Annotated in this window: 12 protein-coding genes and 1 other RNA gene; 5 read left to right on the forward strand and 8 right to left on the reverse strand. The window is 44.7% G+C overall.

Going from position 1 to position 18,718, the window contains the following annotated elements; translation table 11 throughout:
- Window positions 1-8: 8 nt before the first annotated feature.
- Window positions 9-2,000, reverse strand: coding sequence for a transketolase (gene tkt, locus C6Y39_RS07360; RefSeq protein ID WP_105930645.1), 1,992 nt, complete (start codon window positions 1,998-2,000; stop codon window positions 9-11).
- Window positions 2,001-2,405: 405 nt separating this feature from the next.
- Between tkt and metK the strand changes: the two genes are divergently transcribed.
- The gene (gene metK, locus C6Y39_RS07365; RefSeq protein WP_105930646.1) at window positions 2,406-3,551 is read left to right on the forward strand and encodes a methionine adenosyltransferase; all 1,146 of its coding nucleotides are present in this window, start codon (window positions 2,406-2,408) and stop codon (window positions 3,549-3,551) included.
- A gap of 226 nt (window positions 3,552-3,777) precedes the next feature.
- Window positions 3,778-4,248, forward strand: a complete 471-nt coding sequence (locus C6Y39_RS07370) for a hypothetical protein (RefSeq protein WP_105930647.1) — start codon at window positions 3,778-3,780, stop codon at window positions 4,246-4,248.
- Window positions 4,249-4,256: 8 nt separating this feature from the next.
- Here C6Y39_RS07370 and C6Y39_RS07375 read toward each other — a convergent pair whose 3' ends face one another.
- Complete coding sequence (locus C6Y39_RS07375; RefSeq protein ID WP_105930648.1) at window positions 4,257-4,760, reverse strand: 3'-5' exonuclease; 504 nt, start codon at window positions 4,758-4,760, stop codon at window positions 4,257-4,259.
- A 321-nt stretch (window positions 4,761-5,081) separates the two neighbouring features.
- On the opposite strand from C6Y39_RS07375, the gene C6Y39_RS07380 reads away from it, so the two are divergent.
- On the forward strand, window positions 5,082-6,260 hold the full coding sequence (locus C6Y39_RS07380; RefSeq protein ID WP_105930840.1) for an ABC transporter substrate-binding protein: 1,179 nt from the start codon (window positions 5,082-5,084) through the stop codon (window positions 6,258-6,260).
- The gene (locus C6Y39_RS07385; RefSeq protein ID WP_205664171.1) at window positions 6,260-9,145 is read left to right on the forward strand and encodes an ATP-binding protein; all 2,886 of its coding nucleotides are present in this window, start codon (window positions 6,260-6,262) and stop codon (window positions 9,143-9,145) included. The genes C6Y39_RS07380 and C6Y39_RS07385 overlap by 1 nt, the downstream gene beginning before the upstream one ends.
- A gap of 101 nt (window positions 9,146-9,246) precedes the next feature.
- Here the strand turns inward: C6Y39_RS07385 and C6Y39_RS07390 are convergent, their stop codons facing one another.
- The 6 genes from C6Y39_RS07390 to C6Y39_RS07415 form a co-directional block, all read right to left on the reverse strand.
- Window positions 9,247-10,191 (reverse strand): DMT family transporter, encoded by a 945-nt coding sequence (locus tag C6Y39_RS07390; protein ID WP_105930842.1) that lies wholly within the window; start codon window positions 10,189-10,191, stop codon window positions 9,247-9,249.
- A 391-nt stretch (window positions 10,192-10,582) separates the two neighbouring features.
- Window positions 10,583-10,933, reverse strand: an RNA gene (gene rnpB, locus C6Y39_RS07395) — RNase P RNA component class A.
- Window positions 10,934-10,976: 43 nt separating this feature from the next.
- Entirely contained in the window at window positions 10,977-12,434 is a 1,458-nt protein-coding gene (locus C6Y39_RS07400; protein ID WP_105930649.1) for a potassium/proton antiporter, read from the reverse strand.
- A 161-nt stretch (window positions 12,435-12,595) separates the two neighbouring features.
- Complete coding sequence (gene secD / locus C6Y39_RS07405; RefSeq protein ID WP_105930650.1) at window positions 12,596-15,172, reverse strand: protein translocase subunit SecD; 2,577 nt, start codon at window positions 15,170-15,172, stop codon at window positions 12,596-12,598.
- A gap of 85 nt (window positions 15,173-15,257) precedes the next feature.
- The gene (locus C6Y39_RS07410) at window positions 15,258-15,572 is read right to left on the reverse strand and encodes a hypothetical protein (protein ID WP_240618835.1); all 315 of its coding nucleotides are present in this window, start codon (window positions 15,570-15,572) and stop codon (window positions 15,258-15,260) included.
- A 236-nt stretch (window positions 15,573-15,808) separates the two neighbouring features.
- Window positions 15,809-16,465 (reverse strand): NAD(P)H-dependent oxidoreductase, encoded by a 657-nt coding sequence (locus C6Y39_RS07415; protein ID WP_105930652.1) that lies wholly within the window; start codon window positions 16,463-16,465, stop codon window positions 15,809-15,811.
- Between the two features lie 254 nt (window positions 16,466-16,719).
- On the opposite strand from C6Y39_RS07415, the gene C6Y39_RS07420 reads away from it, so the two are divergent.
- On the forward strand, window positions 16,720-18,618 hold the full coding sequence (locus C6Y39_RS07420) for a putative bifunctional diguanylate cyclase/phosphodiesterase (protein ID WP_240618836.1): 1,899 nt from the start codon (window positions 16,720-16,722) through the stop codon (window positions 18,616-18,618).
- The last annotated feature ends 100 nt before the right edge of the window (window positions 18,619-18,718 follow it).

The raw sequence follows: 18,718 nt of genomic DNA on the forward strand, positions 1-18,718 counted from the left end.
ATTACCTCTTACAGAGACAGTGCAGCCTCTACTACAGCGTCAGTGGTAATATTGAAGTGCTTAAACAAGTCGCCCGCAGGTGCAGATTCACCAAAGGTGTCCATGCCTACGATAGCGCCATTAAAGCCAACGTACTTGTACCAGCTGTCTTTTGACAAGGCTTCAACCGCTACACGTTTAACTACGCTAGAAGGCAGTACACTTTCGCGGTACTCAGCCGACTGACGGTCGAAAACGTCAGTAGATGGCATAGACACTACGCGAACAGCCTTACCCTGCTCGGTTAGTTTCGCTGCGGCTTCAACGGCTAGCTGAACCTCAGAACCGGTACCAATAAGAATAAGCTCTGGCGTACCTTCACAGTCTTTAAGTACGTAACCGCCTTTCGCGATATCAGCAACTTGTTGAGCCGTTCTTTCTTGCTGCGCTAAGCCTTGACGCGTGAAGATCAACGTTGTTGGGCCGTCAGTGCGCTCAATAGCAGACTTCCACGACACAGCGGACTCAACCTGATCACAAGGGCGCCAGTTATCAAGGTTAGGCGTCGCACGTAGCGCAACCACCTGCTCTACTGGCTGGTGTGTTGGGCCGTCTTCACCTAGACCAATTGAATCGTGGGTGTAAACGAAAATTGCAGGCTGCTTCATTAGTGCGGCCATACGTACCGCATTACGTGCATATTCCATAAACATTAGGAAGGTTGCACCGTATGCCTTAAAGCCACCGTGAAGGGCAATACCATTCATCATGGCCGACATACCAAATTCACGTACACCGTAATAAATGTAGTTACCTGATGCATCGTTTGCTTCAACGCCTTTGCTGCCTTCCCAGATGGTAAGGTTAGAACCAGCAAGGTCGGCAGAGCCGCCTAATAGCTCAGGAAGTAACGGACCAAACGCGTTTAATGCATTTTGCGACGCTTTACGTGACGCGATATTTTGTGGGTTAGCTTGAAGTTCAGCGATGATAGCGTCTGCTTTGTCGCTGAAATCTGCTGGCAACTCGCCATTTACACGGCGTTTGAATTCTGCTGCAAGCTCTGGGTAGGCGGCTTCGTATGCTGCGAAAGCGTCATTCCACGCGCTTTCCGCGTTTGAACCTTTCTCTTTAGCATCCCAACCCGCGTAAATATCGTCTGGAATTTCGAACGCGCCATGGCTCCAGCCAAGCTTCTCGCGAGTAGCGACAATTTCGTCCTCACCTAGTGGTGCACCGTGACAAGACTCGGTACCTTCTTTATTAGGCGAGCCGAAACCAATGGTGGTTTTACAACAAATAAGCGTAGGTTGCGCAGTATTCGCCTGTGCCTTCTCAATGGCAGCTTTTACTTGCTCAGCATCGTGACCGTCAACACCATCGATCACTTCCCAACCGTAGCTCTTGAAGCGCGCAGGAGTGTCGTCGGTGAACCAGCCTTCTACTTCACCGTCAATTGAAATGCCGTTGTCATCCCAAAATGCGATAAGCTTACCCAGGCCAAGTGTACCGGCGAGTGAACACGTCTCGTGTGAGATACCTTCCATCAAGCAGCCATCGCCTAAGAATGCGTAGGTGTGATGGTCAACAATGTTGTGACCGTCGCGGTTAAATTGTGCCGCCAATACTTTTTCAGCAAGCGCCATACCTACAGCATTACTAATACCTTGGCCAAGTGGACCTGTGGTGGTTTCAACACCTGGTGCATAGCCATATTCTGGGTGCCCTGGTGTTTTAGAGTGTAGCTGGCGGAAGTTCTTTAGTTCTTCAATTGGCAGTTCGTAGCCTGAAAGATGAAGTAGAGAATACAACAGCATCGAGCCGTGACCATTTGAAAGTACAAAGCGATCGCGGTTAGCCCAAGACGGGTTAGCAGGATTGTGAGATAAGAAATCACCCCATAGTACCTGCGCAATATCAGCCATCCCCATAGGGGCGCCTGGGTGACCTGATTTAGCTTGTTGAACAGCATCCATGCTTAGTGCACGGATAGCATTGGCGAGTTCACGACGAGAGGGCATGTTGTCTCCTGATTTATTTTGTATCTTTTGTTTCGTATCACAGCGGGCTAGCTGAGCTAGACGAGCGTAGAGATATGGCGTTTGCTCTACTTCTTTATACGATTGAATGTGGCGTTATTCTTACCTATGCCACCTAACAGTTCAATGAGTTTTCATTGCCAATAGCGAAAGTAATAGTAAAAAATGGTCTATACGCTCACCGATGCGTATTAGCACGGTAATGAAAACCCTCTTATCTTTGCCTAAGTCTTTTTATTCTATAGAAATAACCCTGATACTGATCGGGTTTTGTCAACATTTCGTAACAAAGAGACTTTTAGACGTCTAGAAGTAAAGACTGGTATTTATAACTTGTTTTAGTACAATATACGACTATTTTGATAATTTAACGCTTACGGAGCATTTATGGCCACGCATTTATTCACATCCGAGTCAGTGTCTGAAGGACATCCGGACAAAATTGCTGATCAGATCTCAGATGCGGTTCTTGACGCAATTTTAGAGCAAGATCCTCGCGCTCGGGTGGCCTGCGAAACGTATGTAAAAACCGGTATGGTTTTAGTAGGTGGTGAAGTCACTACCTCAGCTTGGGTAGATATCGAAGAACTTACCCGAAAGACAGTAAAAGAGATTGGCTATACGCATTCTGACATGGGCTTTGACGCCGATTCATGTGCTGTATTAAATGCTATTGGTAAACAGTCTCCTGACATCAACCAAGGCGTTGACCGCGAAAGCTTAGAAGAGCAAGGTGCAGGTGACCAAGGCCTAATGTTTGGCTATGCAAGCGATGAAACTGACGTACTAATGCCTGCGCCAATTACTTACTCTCACCGCCTTGTTCAAAAACAAGCTGAAGTACGTAAGTCTGGCAAGCTTGACTGGCTTCGCCCAGACGCGAAAAGCCAGATTACTTTCAAGTATGAAAACAATAAGCCGGTTGGCATTGATGCCGTTGTACTTTCAACTCAGCACTGTGATTCAGTAAGCACTGAAACAGTACGTGAAGCGGTAATGGAAGAAATTATCAAGCCTGTGCTTCCAAGCGAGTGGATTGACACAAATACACGCTTTCACATCAACCCAACGGGTCGATTCGTAATCGGTGGTCCAATGGGTGACTGCGGCTTAACAGGTCGTAAAATTATCGTAGATACATACGGCGGTATGGCCAGACACGGCGGCGGCGCGTTCTCAGGTAAAGATCCATCAAAGGTAGACCGCAGCGCAGCATACGCGGGCCGTTATGTTGCTAAGAACATTGTTGCCGCGGGCCTTGCTAAGCGCTGTGAAATTCAAGTGTCTTATGCAATTGGTGTTGCAGAGCCAACGTCTATCAGCATCGATACCTTTGGTACTGGCGTTGTTGATGAGAAAACACTCGTTGCACTAGTGCGCGAACACTTTGATTTACGCCCGTATGGTCTTATTCAAATGCTTGACCTAGAGCGCCCTATTTACCGCCCAACTGCTGCGTACGGTCACTTTGGTCGTGATGAATTCCCATGGGAAGCAACGGATAAAGCGGAAGCACTTAAAGCCTCTGTTTAAAAATAAAGGGCCTACAGCTCTGTTGAAGCGCCGCCGAATGATACTTTCAATCGGCGGCGTTTTTATATAAGTAGCGTTATCGTAGGTGCAGAATAAAAAATCACGCTTTCTGTTTTCAAGCCCCAGCATTTAGCCTATGATTAAAAAATGTTCGTTTGTTTATTGATATCACCGCTTGTCGATAACGTTCTACGCATGCAGTGACAATTTACACTTAGGTGCTTCTATGAATGTCGTTACCGGTATTTCTTCCGTTTTATGCATTGCATTAGCATTGATAATAATGCCGGTATCAGCACAAACATCTGACGCCCACTTCAATCCCATTCAATTTAAAAGTAAAAAACTTACACGATGGCAGCTTAACAGTATGTATCGCGTTCAATCGATTACTGAAACACATTATTATGACAGCAGTTTTACCTACCCTGCCGGTTCCCAGGGAATGATTAGCGCCAGTCGACGCTTCGATACTTGGGTTCCACAAAAACTTTATGCTACCTACAAGACCAACAATACGGCTTTTCAACATTACGCTGAGTGGCTCTATCTGCCCCATGACGAGGGTACGTTTACCCGGTTGGGCTGGCTTCTTGGCGGTGGAGATGGTTTAAACATGGCTGTTGAAATCGAGCACCGGCAGGTGGGTGAAGAGGAAAATATGGCGCTATCACTTGGTGTCAATTATCTCTTTTAAACCACGGATTATGTTCTAGCAAGTTCTAGGGTTTTTGCATAGGTTTGCTGAATTATCATTGCATCTGAACTCGCTCTATGTCGCTTTACATCAAACTCAGCATTTAAACTATTTTTCACTTCGTGCCACTTTTCCATTTGCGCCTCGCTCAAAATATAGTCAAGCGCTCGACATGTGAAAGACATCTCCACCTGAGCAGCAGCGAACAATTTAATCAGCCACGGGTTGTCTACTACCCAGCCATCGCTATAAACAACCGTATTCCCTAAGAAATTGTTTAATTCCATACAAACGGTTAACGGCTCTTCCCCCCTCGCTTGCAGCATCTGCTGTGATATACCATGCAGCGATTCAGCCTCTTTGTCCCAATGTACCCAAGAGGCGAAAGGTCTGAGTAATTTGCACCACTTTGCACCATCATAGCGCACTATACCAATTTCAATGGGATAACTTGCTGCACCAAAACCGCTTGCTTCAATATCGATTATTGTTGGCAGGGTTATTTTTCGCACTCGAACTCCAAACTACCGTTTATCAATGCTTGCAACACTGTCAAACACTATTAATTATGTTGGCAAAAAATACACTGGGCGTATTATTACCACTTAACTTCTTTACGCACCTGCATTGTTAACAAAGAGATAACATAATACTAATAAGCATTAATAGTAGAATCATGCCACATTTACCCTCTTAACGTTTCAATACAGAGTTGGTGCTGTTTTATCGGTTTATCCGCCACACTAAATTTATACTAAAGAATAATACGATTCCGAAAAAAGTAAGAGCGCATTGCTATACACTTTTGAGGTAATGATTTGAGTATTATTTTTATGCGTTCAAAACTTCTTATTTCGGCATTCTTTTGCCTTTCATCTCTGTTAATTTCATGTCGCGCTTTCGCGTCAGCAGAGCCTTTAGTGATTGGTATTGATGCTGACTTATCTGCAGTTGCTGTGGAAGGAGGATTAGCTATCACGCGAGGCGTCGAACTCGCTGTTGATGAAATAAATGCTGCGGGCGGCATTCTCGGTCGCAAAATAAAAATAGTAGCCAAAGACCACCGTGGAAATCCGTCTCGTGGCGTATTCAACATTCAACAATTTGCTGAGATGCCTAACCTACTTGCCGTTGTCAGTGGAGTCCACACGCCCGTTGTGCTTGCTGAAATAGATATTTTACACAGCGAAAACATATTGATGTTAGTACCTTGGGCAGCCGGAACTCCCATTGTAGATAATGGGTATGAACCCAATAATGTTTTTCGCGTTTCCGTTCGGGACGCCGAGGCTGCCATCGTGCTCATTGATCACGCAAAGCAAAAAGGGCTATCGAAGGTAGCACTCGTCCTAGAGCGCACTGGATGGGGCCGCTCTAATCTGGAATCACTCAATCAGGCAGCAAGTGAAAATGGGGTCACAATTACCTCTGTCCATTGGATAAACTGGCAACAAAAAGACTTTTCAGAAGACATTGCAGCTATAAAGGCGAGTGATGCTAAGGGCATTATCTTAGTTACCAATGTGCCCGAAGGGGCTGTTGTAGTTGATGAAATGGCGAAGCAAAATGTAGCTTCTCTACCTGTAATATCACATTGGGGCATAGCGTCAGGGCAGTTTTTTTCGGCTTTGGCGAACCCAATGGGCGATTACGATATTTCGGTGCTCCAAACGTTCCATTTTAGTCATCAGAAAAATAGCAAAGCCAAGAAGCTTTTAGATGCTTACTACGATAAATTCGGCCTTGTCGACATTCACGCTATTGATGGCGTCACCGGATTGGCTCATGCCTATGATTTAATTCATTTAATTGCCGCGGCGGCCGATAAAGCTGATAGTATAGAAACTGATAAATTGCGACATGCTCTTGAGTCACTGGAAAATATCGAGGGCGCAGTAAAGAACTATGATGTTCCTTTTACTGCAAACAGGCATGATGCGTTATGGTCAAAGGATTATTTTATGACTAAATATAATGAGAAAGGTCAATTGGTAACGGTAGGCCAAAAATAATGCTGAATGAGCCTACGAGGTTACGCTCGCTTCTCCTTTCAAGCATGATCCCACGACTGGCATTGTTGATAACAGTGCTATCGATTGCCTTATTTGGGCTCTCTTTTCACTTTATTGTTAAACAAACCGATAAACTTCAACAGCAATCGGTAGATGGCCTTGAGCAAGACATTAACTACATCGTTAATGACACGACTCGACAACTCGCCGACTTAGCGGCGAATGATATTATCATTAATGCTCTGGTAGACCTCGAGCAGCGAGATAACTACCTACCCATGTTCTTTCGCTCTTTAAATTTAACCCAGGCTGAGAGCGTGGAGTTTGCGCTTTTTGATTTTGCCGGAAAAAGAATTATCGACAAAAACTGGAATGCAACACTGCCAGAGTCTTTGAGCAACGCCTGGCGACAGCAAACATTAGGCTCGTCAAACACCTTTTCCTCAGTATCAAAGTACGGCGTGTTAATTAGTGTGCCTGTTTTACTACAAGGAGTGGCTGAAGGCGCGCTGGTAATGTACGTAGATAGTTTACAGTCTCTCTTGGCTCCCTACCCGCGCCTAACCAACCAGCTTGTTACCGACAAAGAAGGTAACGTCTTGTTCAGCAGCGAACCCACGTTAATTGCGCCTGGAATAGATTTTTCTGACTTCGACACCAAAGGTTATGCAACAAAACAAGCGAGTTGGGCAAACCTCAACCTTTACAGCGTAAAACCCACCATTACGGCTTACAGAGAGATTGCTTGGACAGGCATTGTCTTAGTTACCATGATTGCCGGCTTTGTATTCATCATTCTGCACATGGTATCTATGACAGGTGCACTAGCGGAAAGAACACTTTCTCAACTCTACCAAGGAATTAAAAACACGCTCAATAGCGAAGATAAGAAGCCTCTTGTAGAAGAAAAACAAGTTGAGGCTAAAGAGCTCGCCGATATTCGCGATGCTTTTGACAAGCTTATATGGGACTTAACCGAAGTATCGTTATCTAACGAGCAGTTTTCTAACGTTATAGAATCAATGGGCGACATGCTTGTTGTTGTCGATCAAAATAACGACATATTACTTTCTAATAAACGATTTGACGATTTTTGCGATAGTCAATACGGCGATAAAAAAAGCATTCTGAAATCGATTACTCACAAACTTGCATCCATTCAAAATAAAGAGCTCAAACACTTTTCAGTTAAGGAAGGAAGAGAGCTTTATATCCAATGGACCAAAACGTCACTTTGGGATGCTAACGGCAACATCCGGGGTGATATCTTTGTTGGCAGTGATGAGACAGAACAACGCTCTCTTGAAAGTCACGTCAAAGTGCTTACTCACGCCATGGATGAAGCTACCGTTTCTATTATCATTTCCGACATAAAGCGAATTGGACAGCCTGTTATTTATGTCAACAATGCTTTTGAAGCCTTAACAGGGTTTACTCGCGATGAAATCATAGGAAAAAATTGTCGAGTTTTACAAAGCAATGAGACTAATTCGGAAGCCATCAACGACATTCGAAATGCCATTGCCACTCGTGAGCCTATTGAAACTACCGTCCTTAATTCCAAAAAGGACGGTTCGCACTTCTACAACCGCTTAAACCTTACCCCCGTTAAAATAAACGGGGAAGTGACTCACTATATTGGTTTCCAGCAAGACGTAACACAGCAGCGACAGACCGAAAAATATCTTGAAGAAGCACGGGAAAAAGCGGAAGAGTCTGCTCGCCTTAAATCTAGCTTCCTAGCGAGTATGAGCCATGAAATTAGAACCCCTATACACGGCATTTCCGGTGTTCTTCAATTGCTAGCAGGTTCAGAGTTAAGTGAAGAGCAAAAGCACTACTTGTCCCTTGCCAAATTTAGCATTCAAGGTTTGCTTCATATCGTAAACGACATTTTGGATTTCTCTAAAATCGAAGCTGGCCAATTGCAAATAGAAAGCAGTCCCTTTGACATACTCGAGTCACTTGAAAACTTGCAAAGCCAATACGCTATTCTGTGTCAGGAAAAAGGATTAGCGCTGCATTTTCACTTCGATCTTCAAGGGTTTCATGTAGTTCAAGGCGATGATGTTCGCTTCCGACAAATCCTGTCCAACTTACTTGGCAATGCGGTGAAATTTACCGATGAAGGCCACATTGAAGTGACGACAAGTATTAAGCAAAATGCTGATGACACACTTAGTCTCTTGTGCAGTGTAAAAGACACTGGCATTGGTATTGCTCAAGATAAACAAAGCACAATCTTTGATGTTTTTACGCAAGAAGACTTAACTACAACCAGAAAATTCGGCGGAACCGGTCTTGGCCTCTCTATCAGCAAACAGCTTTGTGAGCTCATGGGCGGTGAAATAAAGCTCGATAGCGTTAAGGGGCATGGCAGCACCTTTTCATTTACAGTAAAACTAGAAAAAGCTGACGAAGACCTACTTAAGCCATCTTATCCCCCATCAACAGCGAAACGAACAAAAGGTAAGAAACATAAAGTACTTATTGTTGAGGACAATGACATAAACCAAGTTATCGTTAAGCAGCATTTGACCGGTCATACTACCTTAAGTGCCAAATCAGGGCTTGAAGCGCTGGAAGCACTTTCTAAAATGAAGGTAACGTTTGATGTTATTTTAATGGACTGTCAAATGCCTGAAATGGACGGTTTTGAGGCAACCAAGCGTATTCGAAGTGGCGAGGCGGGCGCGAGATACGTAGATATTCCTATTATCGCCTTAACCGCCAATGCGATGAAAGGCGATAAAGAACGCTGTGTTAACGCTGGAATGGATGACTACTTAAGTAAACCTTTTGACGCCGAAGATCTCATTGAGAAAGTTGAATACTGGGCAAGTACTGAAAAATCGCTGACCGTGTACTCTGACTTTTCATTGTAAATGGCGCTATTTTCTTCGAGTTTTAATAGGGCGTATGCTGCGGCCCGCCCTAGTCTTTACTGTTGCTCGTCTGATAGCTTTTTAAAGTAGCATCCACGAGACTATGTAGTTGCCTTGTGACGAGTCCCTTCGAAGGCAGAGGGAAGCTTTATCGACTGAATGAGAAGACAGAAACACACGAGCGTCATTCCTACCCATCCCACCGGCTTGAACACTTCACCAATTATGAAGATTGCAAAAAGCGTAGCAACTAATGGCTCAATCAGTGTGATAAGCGTGGCTTTACTGGCTTCGGTTGTACGAAGGCCATAGCCAAATAGTAAATAACCAAGATACATAGGTACCACTGCCATATACAGTGAAACACTAGTGTGGACTGTGTTTGCAAACAAATTTTGACCGGTAAACCACAGAGAAGGCAGCAGAACAAGTGCTGCACAACCAAAGAGACCTGCCATCGCTGATTGGGAGTTTGCACCCGCGTCAATGTGTTGTTTCGCAGCCCATGAATACCCTGCGTAGGTTAAACCTGCAGTTAAACCTAATATAACACCCAACACTTGGTCATGCTGCGATGCTGCTAACGTCAGCATACTTTGTGACTTACCCATTGCTAACAGCCCAATGCCCATCGCACCAAATACAAAACTAATAAACCACTTTAAAGACACGGGCTTTTTACTTAGAACGTACTCCAATAGGGCAGCGAAAAGAGGCGCGCTAGCAATAGATACTACTGTACCTATGGCTACGCCAGACAGGCGCATTGAACTGTAGAAGGCGAGCGGATAGATGGCAACACAAGCACTACCAAACAAAAAAGTAAGGGGTTTCAAAAATAGAATGCGCGTATCCTTAAACAAGGATTTACGAGCACTCACGCACAGCAGAACACCGCCGATACCCATCGCAAATGCGCCTATAGCCAGGGGGCTGATTTCAGGTGCAAACTGAGCGGCGGTACCAGTAGTTCCCCACAAGAAACTTGCCATCACTATCGCAAAACTACCTTTTAATGCATGGCTTGTGCTCGCCGTTTTTTCCACTTTACCTTCCTTACCTTTTTCCAACCTTGATATACGACCTAGGTTTTTAAGGATATCCGTCATTAGCCTTTTTCGAAAGGTACATCGCCCTTAAAAGACACAACTCATCTTAACAGGATTATACTGAAGTTTTTCCTATCGTATTTACCTACGATTTAGCAGAGCCTTTATTCTCGTCAAACAGTACGTATTTCCAAGGTGCTTAGCTGTATGTGGGCTACCGTATTACCCAGCCTAGTGACAAAACTGCAGGCGCAGGTATTTTCACATCAGGTCTTCCGATATTTTTTCAGTAACGAAGGATAATGTATCTTTGCTTGAAGGAGAGTGCCTTCAGGTAGAGGCTTCACCTAAACGTCAAAAAAGCGCGTCATAAGGCTTATTTAGAAAAGAGTGGAGTTGGCCGTAAGCCGGGTTCTGTCGTGGGCAACCATTCCTCTAGATCAGCAATCGCTCACTGATTCAAGCAACCTACCCGATCCCCATGCGGGCCACACGTTGAGGGATCCTATTTGGTCTTGCTCCGGGTGGAGTTTACCTTGCCACACTCTGTTACCAGAGGTGCGGTGCGCTCTTACCGCACCCTTTCACCCTTACCGGCATGTAAACATGCTTAGGCGGTCTTCTCTCTGCTGCACTTGTCGTCGGCTCGCGCCGCCCAGACGTTATCTGGCACCCTGCCCTTTGGAGCCCGGACTTTCCTCCCCTTTCTTACGAAAGCGGCGATTGCCTGGCCAACTCCGCTGCGCATTCTACATGAAGTGCCTTACAATAGCACCCTATTCCTACTCACCATAAAAACACCGCTCTACTGAATTTTTATCTAGCAGTTTCGTAATGATAAAAATTTGATCGCCCCTTTCTATTTTTGTGCTTCCCTTAGGTATAAGGGTTTCTTCACCACGAGCTATCATCACCACGACCGTATTGTCAGGAAGGGCTAACTCACTTATGGTCTTGTTTAGCGCTGGCGATGACTTAGATACCTCAATTTCGATGAGTTCGCGCTTGCTCTTGGCGACTTTTACAATTTCTAACGTGTTCGATTCTTTTACTTCATCGTCCAACACAAGACCTAATTTACGCGCTGCATAGGGTAAGGTGGAACCTTGCAACAAGGCGGAAATTAGTACGATAAAGAACACCACATTAAAAATGAGCTCGGCGTATGGCATGCCGAATATTAGCGGAAATATAGCCAAGATAATGGGCACCGAGCCGCGTAAACCCACCCAGGATATGAGCAACGACGCTTTGAACGAGAACTTTGATAGCATCAAAATAGGCATTACTACGAGCGGGCGAGCAATAAAAATGAGCACAAGGGCAATTAACAACCCTTCTTTCCAGCTAACGAAAAGCTCCGTAGGCGTTACTAGCAAACCTAGAATAACGAACATGGCAATTTGCCCAAGCCAAGCCAGCCCATCCAGAAACACGAAAGTATTGCGCTGATAAGCAAAGCGGCTGTTACCTACGATAACCCCCGTAATAAAAGTAGCGAGAAAGCCGCTACCGTTTAAATTTGCAGCCAAACCAAAAGACAGAACGCCAAATAACATTACAAATACAGGGTAAAGACCAATCGCCATTAAGGAAACTCGCCTAAATAGCCAAACAGCAATTCCACCGATGGCAATTCCTACAGCAGCACCTACGCCCATTTGACTGGCAAAGAGCGAAAGTAAATCTAGCGGCTTAGTGGTGCTGTCTTGAATGAGTGTGATAAGACCGATGGTAAGAAATATGGCCATGGGATCGTTCGACGCACTTTCTAGCTCCAGCGTCGATTTTATTTTAGCGGGAATGCGTATGCCAGCATTGCGCAAAACGGAAAACACCGCTGCCGCATCGGTTGACCCTACAATAGCGCCAAGCAACAACCCTTTATTAAGGGGTAAATCCAAAATATACATGGCTGCAAGACCGGTTACTACAGCCGTACCGACTACCCCAAAGGTGGCGAGTAAAGCAGCCGGTTTCCACGCCTGAATGATAGACTTCTTAGACGTTTGCAAGCCACCATCAAACAAAATCAATATAAGCGCAAATGTGCCTATAGCATGTGCGGCATCGGCATTGTCGAAGAGTATTCGGCCAATACCATCTTCTCCAGCCAACATACCCACACCGAGGAATAGCACCAAAACAGGTACGCCAAAGCGCGGAGACAACTTACTGGCCAGTACGCCCAATATAGCAAGCACTGCGCTAAGTAAAATAATGTGATCAACTGCAAACATTATACGTTCCTTATTGGCCTTGATGTGCACTCGCAAACTAAAGGAGTGTGCGTGCGCACATCAAAGATTCCTGTTAATACTGCTACCTTATCGCGTTTTCGGGTTAATGTATTGAGGTTACAAAGGCCAAAAAAACGACAAGGTAAAAGGGCTCGCTCCCATTAAGGGATGTGTGACAGCGACGCCTTAATCTCTTCTGCAGTAGGCTTTAACTGCGCTTTACCTTGTTTCTCTCTTCTACTGCCCAACAAATACAACAACGAAGAGGTAATAAACAAGGTCGATGACGTGCCAATTACGACAGCAAAGACCATAGGCACAGCAAAACTCTCTACTGCATCACCACCAAAAATAGCCATTGGAAGCAGCGCTAGCAGCGTGGTAACAGACGTAAATACCGTTCGGCTTAATGTGCTGTTCACCGCTTCATTGATAGTATTTGCTAAAGGTTTGGCTGGGTCTAAACGTAGTAGTTCACGAATGCGATCAAGCACTACCACCTTGTCATTTATAGAGTACCCAATAAGTGCCAACAGAGCGGCGACAGCCGTTAAGTTAAATTCGATGCCCGTTAGCGCGAAAAAGCCTATGGTTTTGGTTAAATCGAGTATCACGGTCAGCAGCGCCGCGGTGGCAAAATGCGCCTCAAAGCGTGCCCACAGATACACCAACATGCCGCCACCTGCGATAAGCAATGCAAGAATGGATAGCTCGGCAAAGCCGCCACTGACTTTGGGCCCAACCATGTCTACTTTATCAAAGCTTACCTGTTCGTCAGCTTTCGAAATCGCACGCTTTAGTGCGTCGGTCTGCTTTGCGTTGCTATTTTCAAACTCGCCAGTGCTATCTAGAACAGGTGCTCGCAATAAATAGTGATGTTCACTGCCATATTCTTGAATAGCAACCTGCTCAAAGCCATTGCTTTCAATCACATTCCTTAGCTCGTCGGTATTAAGGGTGGGCGCAGTCAGCTCAATCATGGTGCCACCGGTAAAGTCGACGCCATAATGTAAGCCTGGTTTGGCAAACAAACCAATTGAAAGCACGGTTAGCACTACCGAAACAGTTAGCGCGATTTTTCGTTTTGCCAGAAAATTAATACCGCTGAGCCTATCGCTCAACCGCAAAAGCGGTGATGAGAAGCGCAAAGGTAGACGCTGCTGTGCGCGATCTCGCGTATTCTTATGCTTCGATTTAACCACTCTTAGCATCAGCATTTTAGTTAAGGCAACCGCAGTAAATACCGAAGAGACAAGACCAAGGGCAATAGTAATTGCAAACCCTTTGATAGGGCCACTGCCAAACATAAACAGCAAGCTTACCGCTATTAACGTAGTGAAGTTTGAATCCACAATAGTCGCAAAGGCTTTATCAAACCCCACTCCTATTGCACTGGCTGCCGGACGCCCTTTTTTACTCTCCTCACGAATACGCTCATTGATCAGAATGTTCGCGTCCACCGCCATGCCCATGGTTAGGATCAAACCTGCGATGCCTGGTAACGTCAATGTTGCGCCAAACAGAGTTAGTGCGCCAAACACTAGCGCCATATTGATACACAAAGCAAAACTTGCGATAGCGCCCCACCTGCCGTAAATCGCAACCATAAATGCCAATACCAGTAACGCACCTGCCACACCGCTTTCCACACCAGTTTGGATTGCATCGCTGCCCAAATCAGGTCCAACCGTCCGTTCTTCTATAATAGTAAGTGGAACGGGTAACGCGCCGGTGCGAAGCATTAATGCCGTATTGCCCGCTTCAGGCAACGTAAAGTTACCGGTTATTTCACCGCGACCACCAGGGATCACGCTATTAATGACGGGGGCTGTCACCACTTTGTCGTCGAGTACGATAGCAAGTACGCGACCAATGTTGTCGCGCGTCATAGCGGCAAATTGCTTTGCGCCCGCGCTGTCTAAACGAAAGGTCACTACTGGCTGACCGGTTTCGGTGCTTAACACACCTGCCGCATCAGTAATGTGTTCACCTTCTAGCGCTACTTTTTGCTCTAAACGATAGGTATTACCCGCCGCATCTTGCTTATTCATTACCTGCTCAGACTGGCTGTTGGCGGCCCAATGAAAGGTCATTTGTGCAGTAGTGCCCAGCAGTTTTTTAACCTGGGTTGGGTCAGACATACCCGGCATCTGTACTAAAACCGCGTCTTTACCCTGTAAAGTAACGCTAGGTTCGGTAAGCCCCGTTTCATTCAAACGCTTACGAACTACTTCAACACTTCGGCTTAACGTGTCTTTAACCAATTGTTCGGTATATAGTTCGTTAAGCTTAAGAGTAACAGTGCTTTGCTTTATCGTAACATCAAGTGCGCTTGAGCCGTTTGGTTGCGCGGAAACTTGAAATGCTGTGTTTGTTACGTTTCTTGCATCATCTGAATTACGCAAAGTAAAAACCACGCTACCCGAACTACTGTCACTTCCGGTTTTAGAGGCAAGTGAATGAGAGGTTTTGGTATAGCGTATATCTTGACTTCTCAACTCGCTAAATAAATCACTTGAAAAACTGTTAAGTTGCTTTTCAATTAAGGCGTTGGTATCGGCGGCTAAGAGCAGATGCGAACCGCCTTGCAAGTCTAAGCCTAAAGATAGTGTGGAAGTGGTGTACCACGCAGGTAATTGCTGTTTAACTGATTGTGGCAGAATGTTGGGCGCCGCGCTCAGTAAACCGAGCATAACGATAAGCACATACACAAAGCCACGAAATGAAAATCGTGCCATTTTAAAATCCTGAATAATTACGTTTTTTAAGACGCCACAACTAGGAACAAAACAAATTTGCTCGCGTTCTGGCGCAAATAAAGCATTAACTCAGGGCCGAAGGCGGACTGCGCGGGCTTGGTCTAACCCATTTTTTAGTGTGAGTAAAAAGAAGTGCCGATGTGGCATTGGCGGATAAAAGATCGTTAAAAACGGGGGGGAATGATGATGGTATTAACCCGAAAGTGTCTACATCATCATGTTTGTCGCCTTTACCATCTGACAGTTTAGAGAAACTAAATCGAAGGGAATAGCTTTGCGTGCTGTGAACAAACTTGGCAAATGGTGACTGAGACGTAATTTCAGCATTACCCGCAACATCAAGTGTCTGAAAGCCTGTACTTACGACCAGATACGACAATACCCACGCCACAAGAAAAGGCGCAAATGAAGCGGGGTAAAAGCGTTTAAAGGCGGCGTGCACGAGTAATTTAGTAATTCTTTTAGTGTAAGAGTACGGTTTCTATCTAATAGCCAAAATGGGGGTGAAATAGCGTAATTCAATCGCCAATAAAAAAGAGCCCAGAGAAAGGGCCCTTTTTGAAGTTTTTCCAGCTCAGAAATAACTTATTTTGCGCTTTAAAAGTATAGGTACACCTATACGACAGTAATAACATCTTCTTTCGGTAAGCGTGCTTTAGGCAAACCGTGGTTCCAGTCTTGCTCTGTATCAGGATACCCCATAGCTAGCGCCACCTCACAAATATGACCGTCTAGCTCATCAGCGAACAATACACTCAACATATCAGGGTCAACCCCTTCCATCGGCGTAGACGCAATGCCCAAACGAGCCAACGTGTGCATTACATTTCCAAGTGCAAGATAAACCTGCGCTTTAGTCCACGCTGCGTTATTGCCATTTTCATCGGTATTCGCCTCGGCAAATGCATAAGCCCCCATAAAGTTTTCCCGCATGTCTTCAGGGAGATGTCCCGATGCAACCTCTGCATCAACACGCTTAACAAACTTTTCTTTAGTGAACATCGGATCGTAAGCAAACAGGATTGTATGCGACGCTTCTTTGGCATGATGCTGGTTAAATTGGTGCTTGTTGGCAAAGCTATCATGTAAACGCTGTTTGGCTTCGTCGCTTTCTACAACCACAAATTTCCAAGGTTGCGAGTTGATAGAAGAAGCTGATAACCTCAATGCTTCAAGGATCGTGGCAAGGTCATCAGCGGCTATGCGTTTATTTACATTATACTTTTTGACCGTATAACGTTTGTTCAGATCTTCTATAATAGGGTTCGTCACAACTTACTCCTCAAAGATTAAGTAGATATTGGTGAAGTTGTGCGTATGGTATAGATTGGCTTTTTCAATGATAAGCCCTCTATTTCATGAATCAGTTTCAAATTATTTTTGAAGATGAATATTACAACAATCGCTAGATAGTATGAGCGATAGAACGTTTAATAATATCATTGTTTTTAAAAGAGTTATTCAGAATCTTAGTTAGCACACGACACTCATTTTAGCTTTTTCTTATTGCGGAAACGGGAAACACTTTGACAGCAACCAATCAGCCTCGCCAAACAACTGCTGGTCAGCAAGAAATGATTGCAGTCCGCAAAAGCAGGCGCCACACGTTATGCTACGTACTTACCATTATTGGCGTTATTTTCCTGTGTGCGTTGGGTAGCTACAGTTTGTACGATGGGTCAATATTTCTAGGCAGCGTACTGCTTATAAATGCAGTCGTTGGTTTAATAAACCTGTATGTGTTGAAGCGCTCTAATAATGTAGAGCGAGCCGCTATTATCTTAAGCGCGATTTTGTTTGTCTTAACAATAAGCCTCCTTATCACAGGCGGTAAAGACAACACAGGAATGCTGTGGATATATCCCATTGCCGCAATTAACCTTTTCATCAATCGCTTTTGGCCTGCGGTAGCAGTATTCAGCATTTTCAGTGTGACCAGTACTTTGCTGTTATTTACCCCCTTGTCAGCTATTTTAATGACTAGCTACACCCTTGTTGAGTCTCTCCGCTTCTTACTTACCACACTAGCACTTAATGCTATATGTCTTGCCGCATTGCGATCTGAAGAACGCTCATATGAAACCATCATGCAGCTTCACGACGATGATATCCGTCAGATGGCTTATTATGACACGTTGACAGGCCTACCAAATCGATGGAGCTTTAAAACAAACCTAAATCGAATGTTAAGCAGAGCAGAAAAAGACAATCAGCGTATCGGTTTGCTCTATATTGACCTAGATAACTTTAAGCAAGTGAACGACCAGTATGGGCATGAAGCAGGAGATCGTTTGTTGCTCAAATTCAGCGAACGGCTCTGGGAAGCTATTCGTCCAACGGATCAGTTATTTAAAAATAGCACCGAGAGTTTAGCCAGACTTGCCGGGGATGAGTTTGTTGTATTACTACCGAATATTAAAGAGCCATTAAATGCCGCAACAGTCGCTTCACGCATTTTAGACGTATTCAACGGCGGCTTTGAAGTCGACGGTATTAAGCATATGACCTATGCAAGCATAGGTATCGCAGTATATCCAGATGATGCAACTGAACCTTCAGAGTTGATAAACCACGCAGATGCAGCAATGTATAACGCCAAACGCAGTGGTAAGAACTGCTTTAGGTTTTTTACGCAAGATATTGCAGACAGCCTTAAAGAGCGTCAACAAATAGAAAAAGGCCTTAAGCTCGCATTAAGTGAAGAGCACTTTTCTTTGGTATATATGCCCATATTTGACTGTCGAGATAGCACCATAGTGGCTGTTGAAGCTTTACTTCGGTGTCACTCGCCGGACCTAAAGGGAATAGGTCCTGATCGTTTCATTCCCGTCGCAGAAGCCACCGGGCTGATAAAAGACATCGACCTTTGGGTTATCAATAATGCGTTGAAGGCACTGGTTAGCCTGCAGTCAGAACATGGCTTTGAAGGAAAAATCTGCATAAATATTTCTGGCGTAGAGTTACACAATGAACTCTTCCCCGCTCAAGTAAAAGCGTTACTAGAAACCTATAAAGTGTCGCCTGAATATATAGAACTTGAAGTGACAGAAACGGCTTTTGTCGCCGGTGATACGACATGTATGGCAACTTTGGAAGCGTTAGAAGCGCTGGGCGTGTCATTAGCTTTAGATGATTTTGGTACGGGCTATACCGCATTTAGCCAGCTGATAAATTACCCTGCTGACTGCTTAAAAATAGACCGTTCCTTTGTGAACGATTTATTTTCTGAAAGAGAAGCCAGAAAAAAAATGGTTATGGTGATTCAAAATTTAGCCAAATTATATGGCCTACGCGTTATTGCCGAGGGTGTTGAAACTCAAGAGCAACTTGACTATTTAAAACAAAGCGGCTGTGACTGGGCACAAGGTTACTACTTATCTAAACCACTTATTTGGAACGATTTTATTAAAAAATTACATGCTTAGGTAAACGTTTGCACTAATGAATGAGCAAACTAAATAATGTACTACGCGATACGATTAGCCTACGCTGGGCAACCTTGATACTATTATGTAGCCAATATGC

The sequence above is a fragment of the Alteromonas gracilis genome (assembly GCF_002993325.1).
GTDB lineage: Bacteria > Pseudomonadota > Gammaproteobacteria > Enterobacterales > Alteromonadaceae > Alteromonas > Alteromonas gracilis.

Coding starts and splice junctions, on each gene's coding strand:
- C6Y39_RS07370 (WP_105930647.1), top strand. CDS start 3,778: ATGAATGTCGTTACCGGTATTTCTTCCGTTTTATGCATTGCATTAGCA.
- C6Y39_RS07385 (WP_205664171.1), top strand. CDS start 6,260: ATGCTGAATGAGCCTACGAGGTTACGCTCGCTTCTCCTTTCAAGCATG.
- tkt (WP_105930645.1), bottom strand. CDS start 2,000: ATGCCCTCTCGTCGTGAACTCGCCAATGCTATCCGTGCACTAAGCATG.
- metK (WP_105930646.1), top strand. CDS start 2,406: ATGGCCACGCATTTATTCACATCCGAGTCAGTGTCTGAAGGACATCCG.
- C6Y39_RS07380 (WP_105930840.1), top strand. CDS start 5,082: ATGCGTTCAAAACTTCTTATTTCGGCATTCTTTTGCCTTTCATCTCTG.
- secD (WP_105930650.1), bottom strand. CDS start 15,172: ATGGCACGATTTTCATTTCGTGGCTTTGTGTATGTGCTTATCGTTATG.
- C6Y39_RS07400 (WP_105930649.1), bottom strand. CDS start 12,434: ATGTTTGCAGTTGATCACATTATTTTACTTAGCGCAGTGCTTGCTATA.